The 18,359-nt window shown below is 33.4% G+C and carries 21 protein-coding genes and 2 pseudogenes; 7 read left to right on the top strand and 16 right to left on the bottom strand.

Features of this window, described 5'->3' with window-relative positions:
* Positions 1-2 precede the first annotated feature (2 nt).
* Both hfq and MKY90_RS08225 read right to left on the bottom strand, forming a co-directional pair.
* Positions 3-191, bottom strand: coding sequence for an RNA chaperone Hfq (gene hfq, locus MKY90_RS08230; protein ID WP_002012071.1), 189 nt, complete (start codon positions 189-191; stop codon positions 3-5).
* A 55-nt stretch (positions 192-246) separates the two neighbouring features.
* Positions 247-465 (bottom strand): aspartyl-phosphate phosphatase Spo0E family protein, encoded by a 219-nt coding sequence (locus MKY90_RS08225; RefSeq protein ID WP_002141097.1) that lies wholly within the window; start codon positions 463-465, stop codon positions 247-249.
* 295 nt (positions 466-760) lie between these two features.
* Between MKY90_RS08225 and MKY90_RS08220 the strand changes: the two genes are divergently transcribed.
* The 4 genes from MKY90_RS08220 (at position 761) to MKY90_RS08205 (ending at position 3,736) form a co-directional block, all read left to right on the top strand.
* Complete coding sequence (locus MKY90_RS08220; RefSeq protein WP_000007805.1) at positions 761-877, top strand: YjcZ family sporulation protein; 117 nt, start codon at positions 761-763, stop codon at positions 875-877.
* Positions 878-1,071: 194 nt separating this feature from the next.
* Positions 1,072-1,539: a VOC family protein gene (locus MKY90_RS08215; RefSeq protein ID WP_088039090.1), complete on the top strand. Its 468-nt coding sequence runs from the start codon at positions 1,072-1,074 to the stop codon at positions 1,537-1,539.
* 6 nt (positions 1,540-1,545) lie between these two features.
* Entirely contained in the window at positions 1,546-2,763 is a 1,218-nt protein-coding gene (locus MKY90_RS08210; protein WP_341091001.1) for an MFS transporter, read from the top strand.
* Positions 2,764-3,010: 247 nt separating this feature from the next.
* Positions 3,011-3,736 carry a sulfite exporter TauE/SafE family protein gene (locus MKY90_RS08205; RefSeq protein ID WP_341090999.1) on the top strand — a complete coding sequence of 242 codons (726 nt, stop codon included), beginning with the start codon at positions 3,011-3,013 and terminating at the stop codon, positions 3,734-3,736.
* Between the two features lie 254 nt (positions 3,737-3,990).
* On the opposite strand, the pseudogene MKY90_RS08200 reads toward MKY90_RS08205, so the two are convergent.
* The 4 genes and pseudogenes from MKY90_RS08200 to MKY90_RS08185 all read right to left on the bottom strand — a co-directional run.
* A pseudogene (locus MKY90_RS08200) lies at positions 3,991-4,407 on the bottom strand (sigma factor); the annotation flags it as partial.
* A gap of 216 nt (positions 4,408-4,623) precedes the next feature.
* Positions 4,624-5,358, bottom strand: a complete 735-nt coding sequence (gene nfsA, locus MKY90_RS08195) for an oxygen-insensitive NADPH nitroreductase (RefSeq protein WP_063217923.1) — start codon at positions 5,356-5,358, stop codon at positions 4,624-4,626.
* Between the two features lie 189 nt (positions 5,359-5,547).
* Positions 5,548-5,865, bottom strand: coding sequence for a DUF4870 domain-containing protein (locus MKY90_RS08190; protein ID WP_002064599.1), 318 nt, complete (start codon positions 5,863-5,865; stop codon positions 5,548-5,550).
* 147 nt (positions 5,866-6,012) lie between these two features.
* Positions 6,013-6,549 (bottom strand): YdcF family protein, encoded by a 537-nt coding sequence (locus MKY90_RS08185; RefSeq protein WP_306302659.1) that lies wholly within the window; start codon positions 6,547-6,549, stop codon positions 6,013-6,015.
* A 202-nt stretch (positions 6,550-6,751) separates the two neighbouring features.
* On the opposite strand from MKY90_RS08185, the gene MKY90_RS08180 reads away from it, so the two are divergent.
* Positions 6,752-7,417, top strand: coding sequence for a DUF421 domain-containing protein (locus tag MKY90_RS08180; protein ID WP_002126540.1), 666 nt, complete (start codon positions 6,752-6,754; stop codon positions 7,415-7,417).
* A 37-nt stretch (positions 7,418-7,454) separates the two neighbouring features.
* Here MKY90_RS08180 and MKY90_RS08175 read toward each other — a convergent pair whose 3' ends face one another.
* Entirely contained in the window at positions 7,455-8,810 is a 1,356-nt protein-coding gene (locus tag MKY90_RS08175) for an MATE family efflux transporter (RefSeq protein ID WP_033709770.1), read from the bottom strand.
* A gap of 89 nt (positions 8,811-8,899) precedes the next feature.
* On the bottom strand, positions 8,900-9,730 hold the full coding sequence (locus MKY90_RS08170) for a MerR family transcriptional regulator (RefSeq protein ID WP_002086530.1): 831 nt from the start codon (positions 9,728-9,730) through the stop codon (positions 8,900-8,902).
* 268 nt (positions 9,731-9,998) lie between these two features.
* Here MKY90_RS08170 and MKY90_RS08165 point away from each other — a divergent pair, with 268 nt between their 5' ends.
* The gene (locus MKY90_RS08165; RefSeq protein ID WP_002030896.1) at positions 9,999-11,162 is read left to right on the top strand and encodes a cation:proton antiporter; all 1,164 of its coding nucleotides are present in this window, start codon (positions 9,999-10,001) and stop codon (positions 11,160-11,162) included.
* A 63-nt stretch (positions 11,163-11,225) separates the two neighbouring features.
* On the opposite strand, the pseudogene MKY90_RS08160 reads toward MKY90_RS08165, so the two are convergent.
* The 8 genes and pseudogenes from MKY90_RS08160 to MKY90_RS08125 all read right to left on the bottom strand — a co-directional run bounded on the left by MKY90_RS08160 (position 11,226) and on the right by MKY90_RS08125 (position 17,783).
* Positions 11,226-11,505: pseudogene (locus MKY90_RS08160) on the bottom strand (DUF3986 family protein).
* A gap of 80 nt (positions 11,506-11,585) precedes the next feature.
* A complete protein-coding gene (locus MKY90_RS08155) occupies positions 11,586-12,935 on the bottom strand; it encodes an aspartate aminotransferase family protein (protein WP_341090996.1) in 1,350 nt (449 codons plus the stop codon).
* A 190-nt stretch (positions 12,936-13,125) separates the two neighbouring features.
* Positions 13,126-14,676 carry a solute symporter family protein gene (locus tag MKY90_RS08150; protein ID WP_063217928.1) on the bottom strand — a complete coding sequence of 517 codons (1,551 nt, stop codon included), beginning with the start codon at positions 14,674-14,676 and terminating at the stop codon, positions 13,126-13,128.
* Positions 14,677-14,678: 2 nt separating this feature from the next.
* Positions 14,679-15,020, bottom strand: a complete 342-nt coding sequence (locus MKY90_RS08145) for a DUF485 domain-containing protein (protein WP_000817375.1) — start codon at positions 15,018-15,020, stop codon at positions 14,679-14,681.
* A 237-nt stretch (positions 15,021-15,257) separates the two neighbouring features.
* Positions 15,258-15,887 (bottom strand): sterol desaturase family protein, encoded by a 630-nt coding sequence (locus tag MKY90_RS08140; protein ID WP_033708945.1) that lies wholly within the window; start codon positions 15,885-15,887, stop codon positions 15,258-15,260.
* A gap of 82 nt (positions 15,888-15,969) precedes the next feature.
* Positions 15,970-16,263, bottom strand: coding sequence for a hypothetical protein (locus MKY90_RS08135; RefSeq protein ID WP_002011898.1), 294 nt, complete (start codon positions 16,261-16,263; stop codon positions 15,970-15,972).
* A 19-nt stretch (positions 16,264-16,282) separates the two neighbouring features.
* Positions 16,283-16,915, bottom strand: coding sequence for a LysE family transporter (locus MKY90_RS08130; RefSeq protein ID WP_341093221.1), 633 nt, complete (start codon positions 16,913-16,915; stop codon positions 16,283-16,285).
* Positions 16,916-17,054: 139 nt separating this feature from the next.
* A complete protein-coding gene (locus MKY90_RS08125) occupies positions 17,055-17,783 on the bottom strand; it encodes a YqcI/YcgG family protein (RefSeq protein ID WP_002030884.1) in 729 nt (242 codons plus the stop codon).
* 260 nt (positions 17,784-18,043) lie between these two features.
* Between MKY90_RS08125 and cspB the strand changes: the two genes are divergently transcribed.
* Positions 18,044-18,241: a cold shock-like protein CspB gene (gene cspB, locus MKY90_RS08120; RefSeq protein WP_002011904.1), complete on the top strand. Its 198-nt coding sequence runs from the start codon at positions 18,044-18,046 to the stop codon at positions 18,239-18,241.
* Positions 18,242-18,359 lie beyond the last annotated feature (118 nt).

Below are 18,359 nucleotides of genomic sequence, written 5' to 3'. Positions count from 1 at the left end.
TCTTATTTCATAATTGTTGATATTGCCTGCTTATAAATAAGTTGTTGTTTTCCATCTACTAATATTAATACTGTAAATCTATCTACTCCAACTACTTCCCCTACTATTCTTACTCCGCTCTTTAAAAATATAGTAACTGCACCTTTTTCTTCTTTTATTTGTTTATACAACTCTTCTTGTAAATGTTCCAATAACTGTTCTCTCCTTTATCAGTAAATAATCCTAATATAAAAAATTAAAGATTAATCACTTACATACTTTGCCTTTTATATTCATAAACTTATTAATTAGTATATCCAAATCTCGACTAAATAACAAAACTTTATCATGATCTAATCCATGCCTAGCAACAAGTTGAATTAACTCTTTCTTTTTATGTTCTATTTTATTGTGTAATTGTCCCATCTCCATCTCTATACTAAAACTCCCTTTTCCCATAATATTACTTGTAAAATTATAGTACATTTCCACTCATAAAAAAATAAAAAAATGGCTTTTTTTACAAATTTTATATTTATGAAAAGAAATTTTAATGTAATTGTAAGTTACATACCCCTTTCATTTGCAATACATTCACCTAGTATACACTTCCACATTGTTTTACCATTTCGCTATGAAGCAAAGTAAATATCACATTTAAATCCGATCACAGGCTCTTGTCTAATTAGAAGTAAGACTTGCTCCTTTTCTAAATAAAAACATATCTTATAAAGTAATCCATTAGTTATATAGATTAATTTCCTAAAAAGGAGGAAAAAACATGAGCTTTGGTGGTAGTTGCGCTGGTTTCGGCGGTGGATTTGCTTTACTCATCGTGCTATTCATCCTTCTAATCATTATCGGATGTAGCTGTTGGGGTGGCGGCGGAGGGTTTTAAATATAATACGTATCCTTTTCGCTAAACTCTAAATGAATGAAATATGTTAACTAAAAACTATATGAAAACAGCTCATAATTGAGCTGTTTTTTCATACTTTCGTATGAGTTTATTCTCCTTCTATTTTGCGATTTCAATAAACAAAACATCGTTTACTATTGAATAAGAAAACGTTTTTACTAAGGAGGATTATGATGATTAAAGGTCTTTATGAAGCACATTTACCTGTCTGTAATTTAGAAATTTCGATACCTTTTTATGAATCACTAGGGCTGAAATTATATAAAAGAGACAAAGATATCGCCTTCTTTTGGATTGTAGAAAATGCAAGTTGGATTGGTCTTTGGGAAGGAAAAGAATACAAAGTCAATTATCATCCAGCCTTACGACATATCGCCTTCCAAGTAAGCTTACACGATTTAGAAAACGCAATACACTGGCTCAAACAGAAAGGAATTTCAGCACGAAAAGACTTTGGAATGGAACCAATTGAACCAATCGTTTTTCCAGAATTAGCACACGCCTCCGTATATTTTAACGATCCTGATGGAAATAGTTTAGAATTCATTACACAATTGCCTGTTGGACTACCTAAAGCAGAGAAAATGTATTTAAGTGAATGGAAAAAACAAGTACAGGCATCACTTATAGATAAGGTTTAATTTCTCATGTCAATTTCTTATTACAGGCTTCTTAAAACAAATACAAACTTCAAAAGACTATTTTTCGGTCAAACATTAAGTGTACTTGGGGATTGGTTTCATACTGTCGCTTTATTAACACTCGTCTATAACATAACAGAATCTTCATTTATGTTAGCACTCACCTTTATGAGCAAAGGGTTACCTCAACTTCTTCTGAGCCCATTCATAGGCGGAATTGTAGATCGTTTTTCAAAAAAGAAAATTATGATTTTTACCGATATTTTACGAGGAATTATCGTCCTCACTTATTTATTAGCATTCTACAAGATTGAAATTATTTTCGTTTCTAATATATGTTTAGCGGTACTCTCTTGCTTATTCGAGCCTGCTAAGCAATCAACTCTAAAAAATATCGTACATCAAAAGCATTTCGTAACCGCTAACTCTCTTTCTAGTACAATCAATGGTTTTATGTCTATTATGGGAGCTTCTTTAGGTGGGCTCATTGCACAATCTTTAAGTATCGAGATTGCCTTTTTTATTAATAGCCTATCATACTTTATTTCAGCCTATATTATTTATAAAATAAAGATCCCTTCTCGTGACACTTTTAGCAAGAAAAAAGCGTTTTTCACTGATATAAAAGATGGTTATACATACATATTACAAAGCAAAATTATTTTAACATTAATTCTTGTCGGCATTTCATGGGGCATTATTGGAGGTGCCTATCAGTTACTTCTAACAATCTATGCCGAAAGAATCTTCCACACTAACATTGGTATTTTATATGCGGTTCAAGGGGCTGGACTTATGATTGGCAGTCTCCTCGTTAATCTTTATCTGTCTAAAAATGAAGACAAAATGAAAAGAGCATTTGGTTGGGCCTATTTACTACAAGGAATTTTCTTTCTCGGATTTATTCTATCCGATCAACTTATTATCGGTATCATTACATTACTCTGTATGCGTATAGCAGGAGGTATCATCGTTCCACTTGATACGACATTACTACAAACGTATACGCAAGAAAACATGATTGGTAAAGTTTTTTCATTTCATTATTCCATCTACGGATCGCTTATTCAGTTATCTATGTTTATTACAGGATGGTTTTTAGAAATCCTTTCTCCTCAAGTGATTGGTAGCTTGTTAGCTATATGCTGTATTTTTGTTAGTTTTATATGGCTTTTCTTGTTTTATCGCGGTGAGCTTGGTGAAGAATCTATTGATAATCAATAGATTCTTCACCAAATTTTATTTGATCTCATTTATTAGCGCTGCGTAACAATACAATTATTTGAAAATGTCAACCATATTCGTTAATGGGCCCTATACGTGAATGCTATTTGAGAAGAAACTAAGTATTTATGTTAAAATAAAAGTAAGATTGTGAAACATTGCACTTATGCTATAGGCTCAAAATAGCTAAATTCGATTTTCATGGTATTAAAATATTTATTGTATTTGATTAAATAGGAGGGCTATTTTGGAGATTACATTAAGTTTCATATGTATTATATTGGTGGCTTCTGTTTTGCAAACAAGTACAGGTTTTGGCTTTTCCATAATGGCAACACCTTTTTTACTAATGTTATTCTTACCACAAGAAGCTATACAAATTAATATTATTTTATCATTAGTTATTTCAATATCACTCATTTGGAAAATAAGAATGGACATTGATTTTATTCTACTGAAAAGGTTAACTATTGGAAGTATAGTTGGTGTACCTTTTGGTATTTTACTCTTCATTTTCATTAATATAAACGCTTTTAAATTAGCAATTAGCATCCTGCTCTTACTATTAACATTGATGCTAATATGCAACTTTAAGGTTAAATCAACACCATTTAGAGATTTTATAGTTGGTGGATTATCAGGGCTTTTAACGACCAGTATCGGTATGCCAGGACCACCCCTGTTACTTTACTTTACAGGAACTGATACGAAAAAAGAGAAGTTGAGAGCAACTACTTTAGCTTTTTATCTATTTATATATTTCATTAGTCTACTAACTCAAATACTCTTTACTGGCACAAACAAAACAATTTGGGAATCAAGTTTTTATGCTATTCCAATCGTATTTCTAGGTTTGTATATAGGTCAAATTATTTTCAAATGGCTTAATCAACGGATTTTTAAAATATTTACGTACATCCTTTTAAGTTGTACGGGGGTTTATCTTCTTATTGAAAGTTTGAACTTGTTATAGAGGGTGCTTTAGGTAGTGCACAATAATAGATAGGTTCAAACGAAATTATTGCTGCATTTTCAAGTGCGATGGGGCATTCTATATCAAAACTTAAATAACTTTATTGGCAGTTTACAATTAACAATACTCGTTCTTTCATAAGACAAATATTTTAAATCGAATACTAAATAAAACGATAAAAAGCGGCTATTATGCCGCTTTTTACATTAAATATTTTATAAAGCAAAGACCTGCACTTACTATCACGAATATATTAAAAAATAAGAAAAACCCTTTTTATTTAAATCTTGCACTATTTCCATAATCTCTTCTTCTTGTTCTATTTCATAACTATCATGGATACCTTTATCTATTTCTACGTCTTTATCCATTTTGTTCTCTCTATATACTTTCTTTTTATATTCCAATGCCTTTAATTTAGTAATACCTATCATCCAAGATTTTAAGTTTCCCTTTTCTATATCAAATTGTTCGATATTAAACCAAATGATAGTAAATACATCATTATAACAATCATCCACATATTGTTTTTCAATAGGGGTACTTAATGATTTATGAATAATGTACAAAATTAATTTTCCATATTGATCAATTACTTCTTTCAAAGCATCTTGATCGCGTTTTTTCATAGCTATAATTAAATCCTCTTCAGAATCGAAAATCATAAACATCTTCCTTCCTCAGTTCCCCTTTAGCAGCTGCTTTTACTTACTATTGGCATTTCATTCTCATTTTCTATCACTTTTGTAAAAATTTATTAATTTTTATTTTCATTTTATATAATAACAAATAAAAACCGAAGTTGAGAAAGCGAGTCTCGCTTTCTTAGCTTCGGTTTTGCATGTGATGTTATAACTTAAGCTAACATCTCAGGTTTGCCTTTTTACTTATTTCTTATTTAATCCTTTTTCATTTAAAAACTCTTTCATATGCATTCTTTTCTCTTTGGACATAAATGAGCTCATTGATTCCGTCCATGTTACGTTTTTTTGATTTGACGATCTTTCTTTGTAATACGCACTCATCGTTTCATCATATTCGTTTAATAATTCATCATATTTCTTTTCATCGTATCCATTTTCATGAAGAATGGCTGCTACCGGTAATCGTGGTTTTACTCCATGCTCTTCATCTGGTACGCCGACCGTCATTCCGAATACCGGATATACTTTATCCGGTAAATGAAGCAATTCACTCACTTCTTTCGGGTTATTACGAATTCCGCCAATATAACAAATACCGTATCCTAAAGATTCAGCTGCAAGTGCTAAGTTTTGTGCAAATAATGAGGCATCTACTGTTGCTACAATAAAGTCCTCTACTCCCTCATGTTTAATCTCTGTTCCATGTTTTTCACATGCCATTTCAAGTCGCTTTAAGTCTGCACAACAAACAAAGAATGCTGCGCAGTCTTTCACGTGACGATTCCCGGATAACTCAGCTAGTTTACCCTTGAGTTCTTGATCTGTTACATATATAAGAGAATACGCCTGTACAAAATGTGAGGAAGCCGCATGTTGTGCAGCTTGCACCATTCTTTCTACTATCTCTTTTGAAATTGGTTCTTCTTTATATTTACGAACTGAAACGTGTTTCTCCATTTTATGTATCATCTCATTCATGAAAATCACTCCTTTTTTCTGTTCATAATGAAAAATTACCATATCTTTTTCATTATTCACAACTTATAAGCACAAAAAGAGCAATTCTTTTCGAATTGCTCTTTTTTAATGTTTATTAATACGGTATATGAAATTATATCGACGTTTTGGCAAATAACGACGAATTTATATGCTGTTATGCAATGCTTGTTAAGCTGCTTTCAACACTTTAATACCTTTAACAATATTCCAAATGAAGTAATAAATCCCTACAAGAATGAACACTGCATATGTGATCATCATTCCAATTCCAGCACCATCAGATTGATTGAAGCTTAAACCGTATACGCCCGACACTGCTAACCCTCCAAATAAAATTGCATATGGAAAAACATGTGACCAAAATGCTTTTTTCGCATGATATTTCACTTCATCTTCCGCAACGAAGTACACGATAATTGGTAGTAAAAATGGTGCAAAAAAGATACTAAAGTAACATAGCGAAGATAAAATATTATTTCCTTTCAACCGAATCACCTCTAAAGTTTTTTGTTACCTTCATTATGTCAGGAAACCTTTCCACAAACTATCGCTTTACCTTTCATGAACATGACATTTTTGTAAGATTTCCCTCGAAATAAATCCCGCCTCAAATTTTGGGCGGGATTACTTTAACTATATTCGATTCATAAACCAATATTGCGTAATCGCTAAATATTCTCGTACATTCGATGGAATGATAATTGGCTTCGGTGTTTTGGCCGGAAGCCCTTCTAATTGCAAACCTTGTTTTGCAGCTATTTTTTTCGCTCTAAACATATGGAAATCGTTTGTTACGATCATACCTTTTTTCATATTGGCCGGAATTAACGGTTTTGAGAATTTAATATTTTCATCTGTGCTCGTCGACTTATCTTCCATTATAATGCGGTCTTCTGCAATATTTTGTTTCATTAATCCTTGTTTCATCGCTAATGCTTCTGTAATATCTTCACCTTTTCCTTGGCCTCCAGATACAATAGCAATTGTTTTATCATGTAATTTTAAATACTCAGCTGCTTTATCAATACGATATTGCAATGAATAAGAAGGTTGTGTTCCATTTACTTTCGATCCTAGTACAATTATATAATCCGCATCATCAATTGCATTCATATGCCCATGCTTATAAATGTTATATTGTAAAAACCCCGCATATACGGCGCAAATCATTATAACAACTAAAATATACTTGATTATTTTCTTCTTTCTCATATCCATATACCCCTATTCCCTTTACTTCCTTCATCATAATATCCATTTATTCGTTTGTATACAGACAAATTCCAATTAAGCCTAATTTATCCTCCAAAAGGTAATATTTCTATTAATTTCGGGAATAGTAAGTACAACTTCGCACGAAGGAGTGTCCCTATTGCTTCTCTTTTTATGTAACGTATCATTCTTTTTTATCTTATTTTTACTATCACTTAAGCTACTTGGTAAATCTGCATTAGCACAACTAACTCCTCATGATTTTGGGGCTATTATCTTTTTATCTTATTTAGCTTTTCAAGCCATACCAGTCGCTGGTGCTTTACAAGCATTTCTCGGTATGGTCGTTATTACATGTTTGCATTTGCTTCTTACAAAATTAAGCCTACTCAACAAACTAAATCGTTTTATTCTCGGACACCCCATTATTTTAATTAAACATGGTGATATTATTTTTGAGAACTTACAAAAAAGTAGATATCCGATCCCTGAATTGCTTTCTAACCTTCGCGTCGCAGGATATCCAAGTGTTCATGAAATTGAGTATGCGATATTAGAAGCGAATGGAGCTATTAGTATTTTACCAAAAAGAGAACTTGTGCCTCTGACTCCAAAAGATTTGAATATAAATGTTAAGTATGCAGGCTTACCAATTGCTCTTATCGTTGATTCACAAATTCAATACGATAACTTAAAATTAATCCATAAAAATGAAAAGTGGTTACATGCAGAGTTAATGGAGAAAGGCGTTACAAATATTAAAAATGTGGCTTTCGCTTCTGTGCAGGAGACAGATGGATCTTTTGCGATTAGTTTAAAAGAATGAAAAAAATCCCCTTACTTGTTCAAGGGGATTTTCTTCACTATATTGCTTTTTTCTCTCTCGCCATGTTTAACGGAACAGGATGTTTCATACGATTCATCGTAAATATGATAATTGCTGTCAATACTTCCGCTACTGGCATAACGAGCCAAATTCCGTTTATACCAAATACTTTTGGCATAATCCATAACAATGGGATAACAAATAGTAAACCTCGGCTCATTATTATAAGTACTGATTTTTTCGTTTGTCGCACTGATTGGAAATACTCTCCATACACAATGTTATAGCCTAAAAATACATATTGAATAAAGAATAAACTAATACCTGTTAACGTTAACTCCAATAGTTCTGGCGATTGAACATTAAATAAACCTATAATATATTTCCCGAAGAATAAACCGACAACAATTGCAATGCCTCCGAGTACAAGCGCAATTTTCACAGCAAACTGTAATCCTTCACGCAATCTTTCTGATAAGTTTGCACCGTAATGGAAACTAGCGATTGGTTGTAATGCTGCACCAACACCGAAGAATAATAGTAATGTCATTGCATGAATACTATTCACCATCGCATAGGAAGCGACTCCTATTTCTCCTGCATATTGAACGAATGCAATGTTAAAACCGATCGTTACGATTGCAACTGTACTTTCTGCTGTAAAGCTTGGGAAACCGATCACCATAATTTGTTTAACCGTATCCCATTCAAAGTGGAATTTCGTCCATTTTAAAATACTACTTTTTCTAAAGAAGTGAGTTAATAATACAAGAAAACCAATTGCTGCCGAAAGAATAGTCGCTGAAGCAGCACCAGTTACACCCCATCCAAAGATGAAAATAAAAATATAGTCGAACACTATATTTAATACAGCCGTTACAACAAGACCTGCCATTGCTAAATTAGGATTTCCGTCATTTCGTATAAATGTACTTAAAATATTTTCTAAAACGTATATCATTCCAAATGTTAATAACACCTGTAAATAGTCTAATGCGTATGGTAAAATCACTTCATTCGCACCAAATAAATATGCTAAATCTTCTATTCTCCATAAGCAAATAGCCGCTAAAATGCCTACGATAATAACTGCCACTGTCATAGATTGAGTAAAGATAGACCTTGCTCTTTCCAGTTTATTTTCACCTAGTGCAATGGAATATAGCGTTGCTCCGCCCATTCCAATCCATAATGAAATAGAGAAGAAAATTGAAAATGCTGGAATAGCTACGTTTACTCCGGCTAAACCGTTCGCTCCAACTCCTCTACTAATCATGACTGCATCAATCACAATATTAACCGACATTAATACCATCCCAAGAACAGCTGGTATTAAATACGTAATAAATAAACTTTTAATTGGTTTTTCTCTTAATTTTTCTGTTGTTTCCATCATATAAATGCTCCTTTTTCAATCCTCTGTTCACAGTTTAAACCTTCAAGTTACTTGAAGGTCAATAGAGAATCGAAAAATATATAAGCCTATTTTTTAACAACAGGTATTTGAATTTCCGTTACTTGCTCCTTCGGATTTTCTGTTACGGACCAATCAATTAATGCAAGTTCCAGTGCATCTCCGCACACTTCATATCCTTCGTTATCAATGTGCTTTAATAATTCCGTATACGTTGCGTCTGTTTCTTCATATGGTCCATGGTGATAAGAACAGGCAAATATCCCTTCTTTTATTTCATCTGAAGTATGCGCTTCAAAAGGCATGTAATCCAATAAAATAAACACACTGTTATATGCTTGAAACTCATTTTGCATTAATGCTTTTTTTGAAACTGTTACACCGATATCACCTGAAAATAAACTATTATCAATTTGCTTCATATTTTTTTGCAACGAATGGATATAATATTCAAACATATCATCCGTTGTATTTGGTGCAACTGCAATTGCTGTAATTTTTCGTTTCGGTATCTTTTTATAAATAATTTGATTTGCTTCAGATTTCGTCGCTTTCTTCATTAAATGGATTTTATGTTCCATTTTTGCCAAAGCATACTCGATTTCTCTTTGTTTTTTCAGCATCATTTCTTGTTGTTTTTCAAGTAAATTCAGCGCATAAGATGGATTTCGTTCATCAATATATTTCTTTATTTCCTTTAACGGGATGTTCAATTGGCGTAAAAATTTAATCGTATCTAATAGTGAAAACTGATCAATTGTGTAATAACGATAATTGGTTTGAGGGTCAACAATTGACGGATGAAAAATCCCTTTTTCATCATAATAACGTAATGTAGATTCCGCTATATTATGCATTTTCGCCATTTCCCCAATTGTAAAACGTTGATTTAATAACATTTTTCTTTCTCCATTCATTATATGTAAACTTTATTACTTCCTATTATATATCTATATCCCCCGTTTCTAAAACGAATCCTCTCATGAAAATCTGCTATTTTTTCATTGATTTTTAATAAATTTTATTATATATTAATTACAGGTTCAAATTACAAGTTCAAAAGAACTCGTAATCAGACCCTTTGTTTAATGGATCTTTACATATTATCATTAGGCAAATTCCGAGAAATCGTATGATAAAAATAAAAAATGATGAGGAGAGGATCAAATGGAATTCGAATTTTTCTTTCAGATTGCACTTATTTTATTAAGTACAAAGCTCGCTGGTGACCTTAGTGTTAGATTAGGTCAACCTTCTGTACTCGGTAAATTAATTGTTGGTATCGTTATCGGTCCAGCCATATTCGGATGGATTGAAAATTCAGAGCTTCTAACACAATTAAGTAATGTCGGAGTTATTCTTTTAATGTTTATGGCAGGACTTGAAACAGACTTAGAAGAATTAAACGCAAATCGTAATTCTTCTTTAGCTGTTGCACTTGGAGGTATCGTTCTTCCATTCGTAGGTGGTTACGTTGCCGGTCTTGTTGTCGGTATGGAACAAGGGAATGCTGTCTTTTTAGGATTACTTCTATGTGCAACAAGTGTTAGTATTTCCGTTCAAACACTTCGTGATTTAGGTAAAATGAAAACACGTGAAAGTACGACGATGCTTGGAGCCGCTGTATTTGATGACATTCTTGTTGTTATTTTATTAGCATTTGCAATGAGCTTCTTAGGCACAGATGACGTTAACTTAACAATGATTATCTTGAAGAAAGTAGTATTCTTTGCTTCTATCATTTTAATTGGTTGGAAAGGTGTTCCAGCAATCATGCGTTGGTTATCACCGCTTCGCGTATCTGAGTCTATCGTTAGTGCTGCGCTTATCATCTGTTTCTCATTCGCATACTTCGGCGAACTATTAGGAATTGCTGGTATTATCGGTGCTTTCGCAGCTGGTATCGCTATTTCTCAAACGAACTACAAACATGAAGTAGAAAAGAAAGTAGAACCAATTGCTTACGCTATGTTCGTTCCAGTATTCTTTGTTAGTATCGGTATGAATATTACATTTGACGGTATTGGCGATCAAATTTGGTTCATCTTAGCATTAACAGTTATCGCTGTATTCACAAAACTAATTGGTTGTGGATTCGGTGCACGAATGACTGGATTTGATGCAAAGTCTTCTGCAATTATCGGTGCTGGTATGGTTTCTCGTGGTGAAGTTGCACTTATCATCGCAGGAACAGGACTTTCTTCTGGCCTATTAGCACAAGATTACTTTACAGCTATCGTTATTGTTGTTATTTTAACTACAATGATTACACCACCAATGTTAAAATACACTTTTGGTGCAAAAGATAAAGCTATGAAAGCAAGTAAATAAGTTTCATATAATAAAAGGAGATTGCTATCTTATAAGATAGCAATCTCCTTTTTCATTTTATCTTTAAACAATTTCATTCATTTTTAACCAGTTTTCAAACATAGTTCGCGCTTCTTCATCATCGATATCATTACTAAATGAATACACCTTAATGCCATAATCATCTATATATTCACCTAGCTTCATTTCCTCCACTTTTTTTGTAAAAATCATCTACCTCATAGTGTGGAATATAGGCATCCCAAATTGGTTCATTTATTCTTTTATACGCTGTCACTTCTAAATCATATCCATCTTCATAATATCCGATGTGATAATGTTTACTAGGGTCATATTTCTCCATTAATATCCCTTCCTTTAAAAAGCTATCCTATTTCACGTAATAAACAAAAGCGAGCTGTATATTACAGCTCGCTCAATTAATTAAATACGCTCCATCGCCGTCTTCAACGTACCAACAACGAAAGCAATTTCTTCACTTGATATAACGAGCGGCGGTGCCAATGTTAAGACATTATTATATCCTGCTGTTGTCATACCGTTACGCCCAATAATGAGCCCTTTTTCTTTACAAGCATTTACAACACTTGCAATTTTGTCGTTATCAATTGGTTCTTTCGTCGCTTTATCATTTACTAGTTCGATTCCAACTAATAGCCCTTTCCCTCTAATATTACCAACAAGTGGATGTTCTCCGATTTCTTCTTTTAATTGATTTAATAAAAGTGAACCCATTTGTGCAGAGCGCTCAATTAAATTTTCATTTTCCATAATCTCTAAGTTTTTAAGCGCTAATGCACAAGCCGCTGGATTTCCACCAAATGTATTAATATGGCGGAAGAATTCATATTCTCCTGTTCCTTTAAATGCCTCATAAATTTCTTTTTTTACAGCTGTTGCTGATAATGGTAAATATGCGCTCGTAATACCTTTTGCCATCGTAACGATATCAGGCTTAACGTCATAGTTCATAAACCCAAATGCTTTTCCTGTACGCCCGAAACCACAAATAACTTCATCACTTATAAGTAGTGCTCCGTGTTTTTGACATGTTTCGTGAATTGCTTTCATATAGTCTTGTGGTGGCATTAAAATACCTCCGCCTGTAATAATTGGCTCCATAATAAATGCTGCTATCGTTTCACTTAATTCCCATGTCATAACACGATCTACTTCTTTTACGCATTCTACATCATAAATATTTTTTGATTCCATTTCTGGCATGCGGTAACAATCTGGAGGCGTTACATGTAAAAAACCTGAAGCGAATGGCTCATATTGGTATCTACGCTGTGCTTGTCCAGTCGCTGCCATCGTCGCCATTGTGTTTCCGTGATAACCTCGATAACGCGACATAAATTTGTAACGATACGGTTCACCTTTTTGAGCATAATATTGTCTTGCTATTTTAAAAGCGGTTTCATTCGCTTCTGATCCACTATTAGAGAAGAAAATAACATACTCTCCACCAAGCCACTCGTTTAACTTTTCAGCGAGCTTAATTGCTGGTTCATGTGATTGTGACATCGGAAAATATGATAATGTTTGCAATTGCTTATAAGCTGCCTCTGCAAGCTCTTTTCTTCCATATCCGCTATTTACACACCAAAGACCACTCATACCATCTAAGTATCTTTTTCCTTGTATATCTTCAACCCAGCACCCTTCTGCTTTTGCCCCTACCATTGTACTACTTGGACTAAAGGGACGCATTCCGTGCCACACATATTGCTCATCTTTTGCTAATAATTCATCGGTTTGTTTTGTCTTCATCATTTCTTCCACCTTCCATAACAACTTATTTTTCACAAAGCTGCGCTGGTGCCATGATGAGTTAAATTTCTCCCTGCCTATTTTCATTCCACAAACACAAGACAAATCCTACCAAAATTAAAGTAATATTTATAAGAAAATGTCAAAAGAAAGAGGAGCTTTTCTTATATTTCGAAAAGCTCCTCTTTTTTTAATGCGAAGATGCATCACTAATACCATGACCAGTATTAGATTTCACAAGAATTTCATCAAATTTCGCTGCATCTTCTTTCTTACTAGAGAAAACAGTTCCTAAATATGCTGCAAGAAACCCGAGTGGGATCGAAATAATTCCAGGTGTCGTATATGGGAATATCGCTTCTCCAACAAAAATAGCTTTTCCAGATACTGGGTTCCAAACATTTGGACTTAACGCTACAAGAACAATCGCTGATACAAGACCAACAATCATACCAGAAATTGCTCCTGTTGTATTAAAACGCTTCCAATAGATTGTAAATAATATAACCGGTAAATTTGCACTCGCTGCAACCGCAAATGCTAGTGATACTAAAAATGCTACGTTTAATGTTTGAGCAAATAAAGCAAGTATAATAGATACTATCGCTACTCCAATAGACGCATAACGAGCCATTGACACTTGCTCTTTTTCCGTTGATTTTCCTTTACGGATAATCTCATTATAAAAATCATGCGCGAATGCTGATGCTGCTGTTAACACAAGTCCTGCTACTACAGCTAAAATAGTTGCAAAAGCAATTGCTGATACGAAAGCAAATAAGAAATCTCCGCCTAATGCTTTTGCTAATAAAGGTGCTGCCATATTACCAGCAGGGTTTGCTTTAATAATCGCCTCATTTCCTACAAACGCTGCTGCTCCAAACCCTAAGAAAATTGTCATAATATAAAACGCGCCAATTAACCACGTCGCATATACAACAGATTGACGTGCAGTTTTTGCATCACGTACTGTAAAAAAGCGGACAAGAATATGTGGTAATCCCGCTGTACCAAGGACTAGTCCTAAATTTAAAGAAAGTGTATCAAGACCATCCTTATACTTTACTCCTGGATTTAAAAACGAATCTTTTAATGGAGTAGCTGTTTTCATGTGAGCGAACATTTCAGTCACACTGAAATTAAATTTGGAGAAAACGATAACAGAAATAATAAATGTCCCTGCCATAAGTAGTACAGCCTTTACAATTTGAACCCAGCTCGTAGCTGTCATTCCTCCAAAAATAACATACACAGTCATAAGTGTACCTACGATTAATACAGATGTTGTATATTCAATACCTAATAATAGTTTAATAAGTGCACCCGCACCAACTAATTGTGCAATCATATAAAAAATTGAAATCGTCATCGTATTAAGTGCTGCTATACCACGAACTTTTTTCGCATCAAAACGTGCCGCAATCATATCCGCTAACGTGTACTTCCCTAAATTTCTAAGCGGTTCTGCGACAAGATATAGAACAACTAAATAAGCAACTAAAAAGCCAATACTATAAAAGAACCCATCAAACCCAGTTAACGCTATCGCTCCGGCTATACCAAGAAATGACGCAGCAGACATGTAATCCCCAGCAATAGCCAGACCATTTTGCCAGCCAGTTAATCCCCCTCCAGCCGTATAAAATTCACTCGCATTTTTCGTTTTTTTTGATGCAAAATAGGTTATGACGAGCGTACCAAGAACAATAATTAAAAATAGTACAAACGCAGTAGTATTCAAATTCAGCCCCTCCCTTTTTGCATATCTTGCAGAATTTTTTGCGAAATTTCATCAAAGGATTCGGCTTTCTTGCTGTAAATCATACATAATGACCATGTCATAATAAATTGCGCAAAAGCAAATACCCATGCCCATGTCACATCACCAAACGCCGGTGTATTAAGCACCTTTGAATACGATGTTAAAATAGGTAGTGCTATAAAAAAACTTAAAAAGAAAATACTCATCGGAACGATAAACTTCTTTTTCGTATTTAATAACAATTGAAACTCTTCAGACTGAACAACTTCTGTATAGTTCACCTCATTTTGTAACTTACGTGCTGACGTATCATCTCGTTTCATTCTCTGGTCCCCTCTCTTAACTTAAAGTACAATTCCTCCTTGCATACCTAAAGACTAAATTTTATAAATATTCAGAAACTTATTTCCATTTTAGACAATCCATACATTCCTGCAAAGATTTTTCGATAGACATTTTTCGTCATTTTCTCCTAAATTTTCAATATACTTTTTTAACATAAAATTTGATTGATTCGATTAAACTTTTATTCCCATTAAAATAGAAGAAAGAAGTAGTGCTTATCGCACTACTTCTTTCTTTGTCTCCTTTTCTAAATTACGAGCTGTTTCACTTAATTCAACGTCTTTTCCATCTTTAAGTGTTCTAAATATAAAATCGAATACTGGATTTGAAACTCCGAACCAAAACTTTTCATTTTTATAATGGTGTAATATGTGCTGTTTTTTTAGCCATCTTCCAAACTTAGTGAAGGGACGAATCGGTTTATGTGCAATATAATGTTTCCATTCATAAACGAGGAGCATGATAATCATTCCGATTCCGAATGAAAGTGTAACAGTAACACTTTTTGTAATACCATACGTTATAAGTAAATATATAGTAAAGCTAGGTATACTAAACCATACAGGCAAAAATAAAAGTTTTAAATCATCTGGATATACGTGATGATCATAATGTAATCTTCTTAACATTTTTAATAAAAATACGTTTTTAGGCGGCTTTAAATGGAATAAAAAACGGTGTGTCATATATTCGTTAAACGTATAAAAAACAATCCCAAACATACACGCTAACATACCAATCCATGTGAAAAATTGCATTTTTAAAATAATAATAAAAATTAATAGAACACTATGCATAATAACAATATCATGTTGTAAAAAAAACTCTTTCACCACTCTCTTCATCTTACTTCCCCCTTTTCCACAAAAACAGCCGCAACATATCGTTACGACCATTTTTTTCTATTTCATTCTTATTCTATTCACTTTACAAATTTGCCTGCTGTTCTATTGTCGAGAAAAAAGTGTTCGGACCAAATATATTTTGCTTCGGAATAATGTGTTCTACTGCAAACACTGTTACTTCTCCTCTTTGTACTTCTCCAATAATGAGACCAAATACTTCATGATTTACCGCAAACGTTGGTTGTTTCGTTTGCAGTAACCTTGCTGCATTTTTAAATACCGCTTCATATAGTGGATTCCTATCAGTAATTTCTTTTCGGATTTTTGGTGCTAAAGTGATGATAATTTCTTTTCCGTCAATAGTGGTTCGATACATAAAAATCTCCCCTTCAATCTTATATGAACAACTGTAAAGCTTTGTATGCAAAATGGATAGAATATCCTACTAAAATAATACCTGCTCCGGCTGTAATATAGCCAAGTGCTTTTTTCTTTAATAAAGTTCTTCCAAAATGTACAGAAAAAGCAATATTTAAATTCCACAAAATAATACCAACAATAATACAAAGACTGTACAAAAAAGCTTCTTGTTTCGTTACCTTTGTAAGCAACGAGCTAAGTGTACTTCCATATATACCAAACCAAAAAACGAGATTTAATGGATTGGATATCGCAATTAGAAATCCTGCCATAAAAGATTGTTTAAGTCCACCTATCTCTTCTTGTTTATATTCCATATTAGAGTGAGAAATTCCTTGTTTTACACTTTGAAACCCTAAATAAAATAACAAGAAAAAACCAGCGCAATACATAAAAGCTTGTACATATGTATACATAAACATAGAAGATAAACCAAAATAAATAAGCAGCATAAACAAAATATCAGCAGTCATTCCTCCGATTCCAACAATCCACGCATGCCAAAATCCACGTTCAATTCCTCGTTTTAACATTTCAATATTAATCGGACCTACAGGTGCAGCTAATGAAATACCTAATACTATTTGTTGTATAATTGCTCCAAACATCACTCTATCCTTTCTACTTCTTTTACTATTAAGTAATGATGCAAATAAAGAAAATAGACTAGCTTTCATAAAAATTATTCACTAATACAATACCCTTTTTTATCCAAAATATACAAAAGAGCCATCCAGTTGATGGCTCTTATTTCTCTACCCTATGATGAAAAGGACATTTACCTTTAATCGGCTCAATATCATCCCCTATGAAATATTGTTTCCATTCACGATGATTAGGATCGCCGTAGTGACTAATGTTAGGGTGCTTCGGCAACTGATCCCACTTTTCAACTCGTTCACGGACCATTTGTCTTGAATACGACCCTTTAGGACGATCTCCTTCTAATCCATCGAAAATAGTTCGTGGCTGGAATCCAATAACGAGAGAATTTCCTAAATGCCTAGTCTTTCGCTGTTTATAAGCTGGCGCATTCCCAAATGCAAATATTGGTTCACCACCAAATGAAAATTCCCATAAATGATGGTCTGGATTTTTCGGGATTTGCTTTGGCCATAATTGATTATCTTGTTCATGCAAATATTGTAGTACTTTCCAAAAATAATCTCGATAATATTCGATTGATTTTTCTTCACATTCCGGTTCCACAAAAAGAAAAAATCCTCTTCTTACAATCGGCCGCTCTTTCATTAGCTCCAAAAAAGTTAACATTGTATTTGGCAAATGACTCCAATCATTATGAGAGAGAAATGAATAACGAAGTTCATTCTTCTTCAAAGCTGTTAAACCGAAATAACACGGGAAGGTTGGTTCTAACACGACACTCGAAAAATCATGAAATTCTTTTGCAACCCAATTCGGTATGTCGACTCTATTTTTCATCCCTTCATTATCTAATAAATAAGACTCATCCATTCTTTCACCTCATTATGTACAGCATTCACTTAAGAATATTACATACTCGGCTTGTCCTATACCTTTTTAAAAATCCAAGAAAAAATTAGTTCAAAATACAAAATTTTAAAAACGCTTACTTGACTAAATTCTACCAATTCATGTATATTTAAATTAATCATTTAGCAGAATATTCGATAATATAGCATTTTTTATTTTTATTATTTTTTAATGAATTTCACTAAATGAAAAAAGGAATCGTTTTTAGGAGGAATTGTGACATGCAAGGAAAAGTAAAATGGTTTAACAATGAAAAAGGTTTTGGATTTATCGAAATGGAAGGCTCTGAAGATGTATTCGTACATTTCTCTGCTATTCAAAGCGACGGCTACAAAGCTTTAGAGGAAGGTCAAGAAGTATCTTTCGACATTACTGAAGGAAACCGTGGACCTCAAGCTGCTAACGTAGCAAAACTTTAATCCCACATATGACAGGAGGTTACCTTACTTGGTAACCTCCTTTGTTATTCCTTTGTATATTTCCGTTTTCCAGAGCAAAAACTATGTGAAATGCGCAAAATACAAAGGAGGCAATAAC

It is taken from the genome of Bacillus sp. FSL P2-0099, from assembly GCF_038007445.1.
Lineage (GTDB): Bacteria > Bacillota > Bacilli > Bacillales > Bacillaceae_G > Bacillus_A > Bacillus_A mycoides.
This window is presented reverse-complemented; position numbering and strand designations above follow the sequence as displayed.

Coding starts and splice junctions, on each gene's coding strand:
- MKY90_RS08225 (WP_002141097.1), bottom strand. CDS start 465: ATGTACTATAATTTTACAAGTAATATTATGGGAAAAGGGAGTTTTAGT.
- MKY90_RS08220 (WP_000007805.1), top strand. CDS start 761: ATGAGCTTTGGTGGTAGTTGCGCTGGTTTCGGCGGTGGATTTGCTTTA.
- MKY90_RS08215 (WP_088039090.1), top strand. CDS start 1,072: ATGATTAAAGGTCTTTATGAAGCACATTTACCTGTCTGTAATTTAGAA.
- MKY90_RS08210 (WP_341091001.1), top strand. CDS start 1,546: ATGTCAATTTCTTATTACAGGCTTCTTAAAACAAATACAAACTTCAAA.
- nfsA (WP_063217923.1), bottom strand. CDS start 5,358: ATGAATGAGATGATACATAAAATGGAGAAACACGTTTCAGTTCGTAAA.
- MKY90_RS08185 (WP_306302659.1), bottom strand. CDS start 6,549: ATGATTTGCGCCGTATATGCGGGGTTTTTACAATATAACATTTATAAG.
- MKY90_RS08175 (WP_033709770.1), bottom strand. CDS start 8,810: ATGGAAACAACAGAAAAATTAAGAGAAAAACCAATTAAAAGTTTATTT.
- MKY90_RS08170 (WP_002086530.1), bottom strand. CDS start 9,730: ATGTTATTAAATCAACGTTTTACAATTGGGGAAATGGCGAAAATGCAT.
- MKY90_RS08165 (WP_002030896.1), top strand. CDS start 9,999: ATGGAATTCGAATTTTTCTTTCAGATTGCACTTATTTTATTAAGTACA.
- MKY90_RS08155 (WP_341090996.1), bottom strand. CDS start 12,935: ATGAAGACAAAACAAACCGATGAATTATTAGCAAAAGATGAGCAATAT.
- MKY90_RS08145 (WP_000817375.1), bottom strand. CDS start 15,020: ATGAAACGAGATGATACGTCAGCACGTAAGTTACAAAATGAGGTGAAC.
- MKY90_RS08140 (WP_033708945.1), bottom strand. CDS start 15,887: ATGAAGAGAGTGGTGAAAGAGTTTTTTTTACAACATGATATTGTTATT.
- MKY90_RS08135 (WP_002011898.1), bottom strand. CDS start 16,263: ATGTATCGAACCACTATTGACGGAAAAGAAATTATCATCACTTTAGCA.
- MKY90_RS08130 (WP_341093221.1), bottom strand. CDS start 16,915: ATGTTTGGAGCAATTATACAACAAATAGTATTAGGTATTTCATTAGCT.
- MKY90_RS08125 (WP_002030884.1), bottom strand. CDS start 17,783: ATGGATGAGTCTTATTTATTAGATAATGAAGGGATGAAAAATAGAGTC.
- cspB (WP_002011904.1), top strand. CDS start 18,044: ATGCAAGGAAAAGTAAAATGGTTTAACAATGAAAAAGGTTTTGGATTT.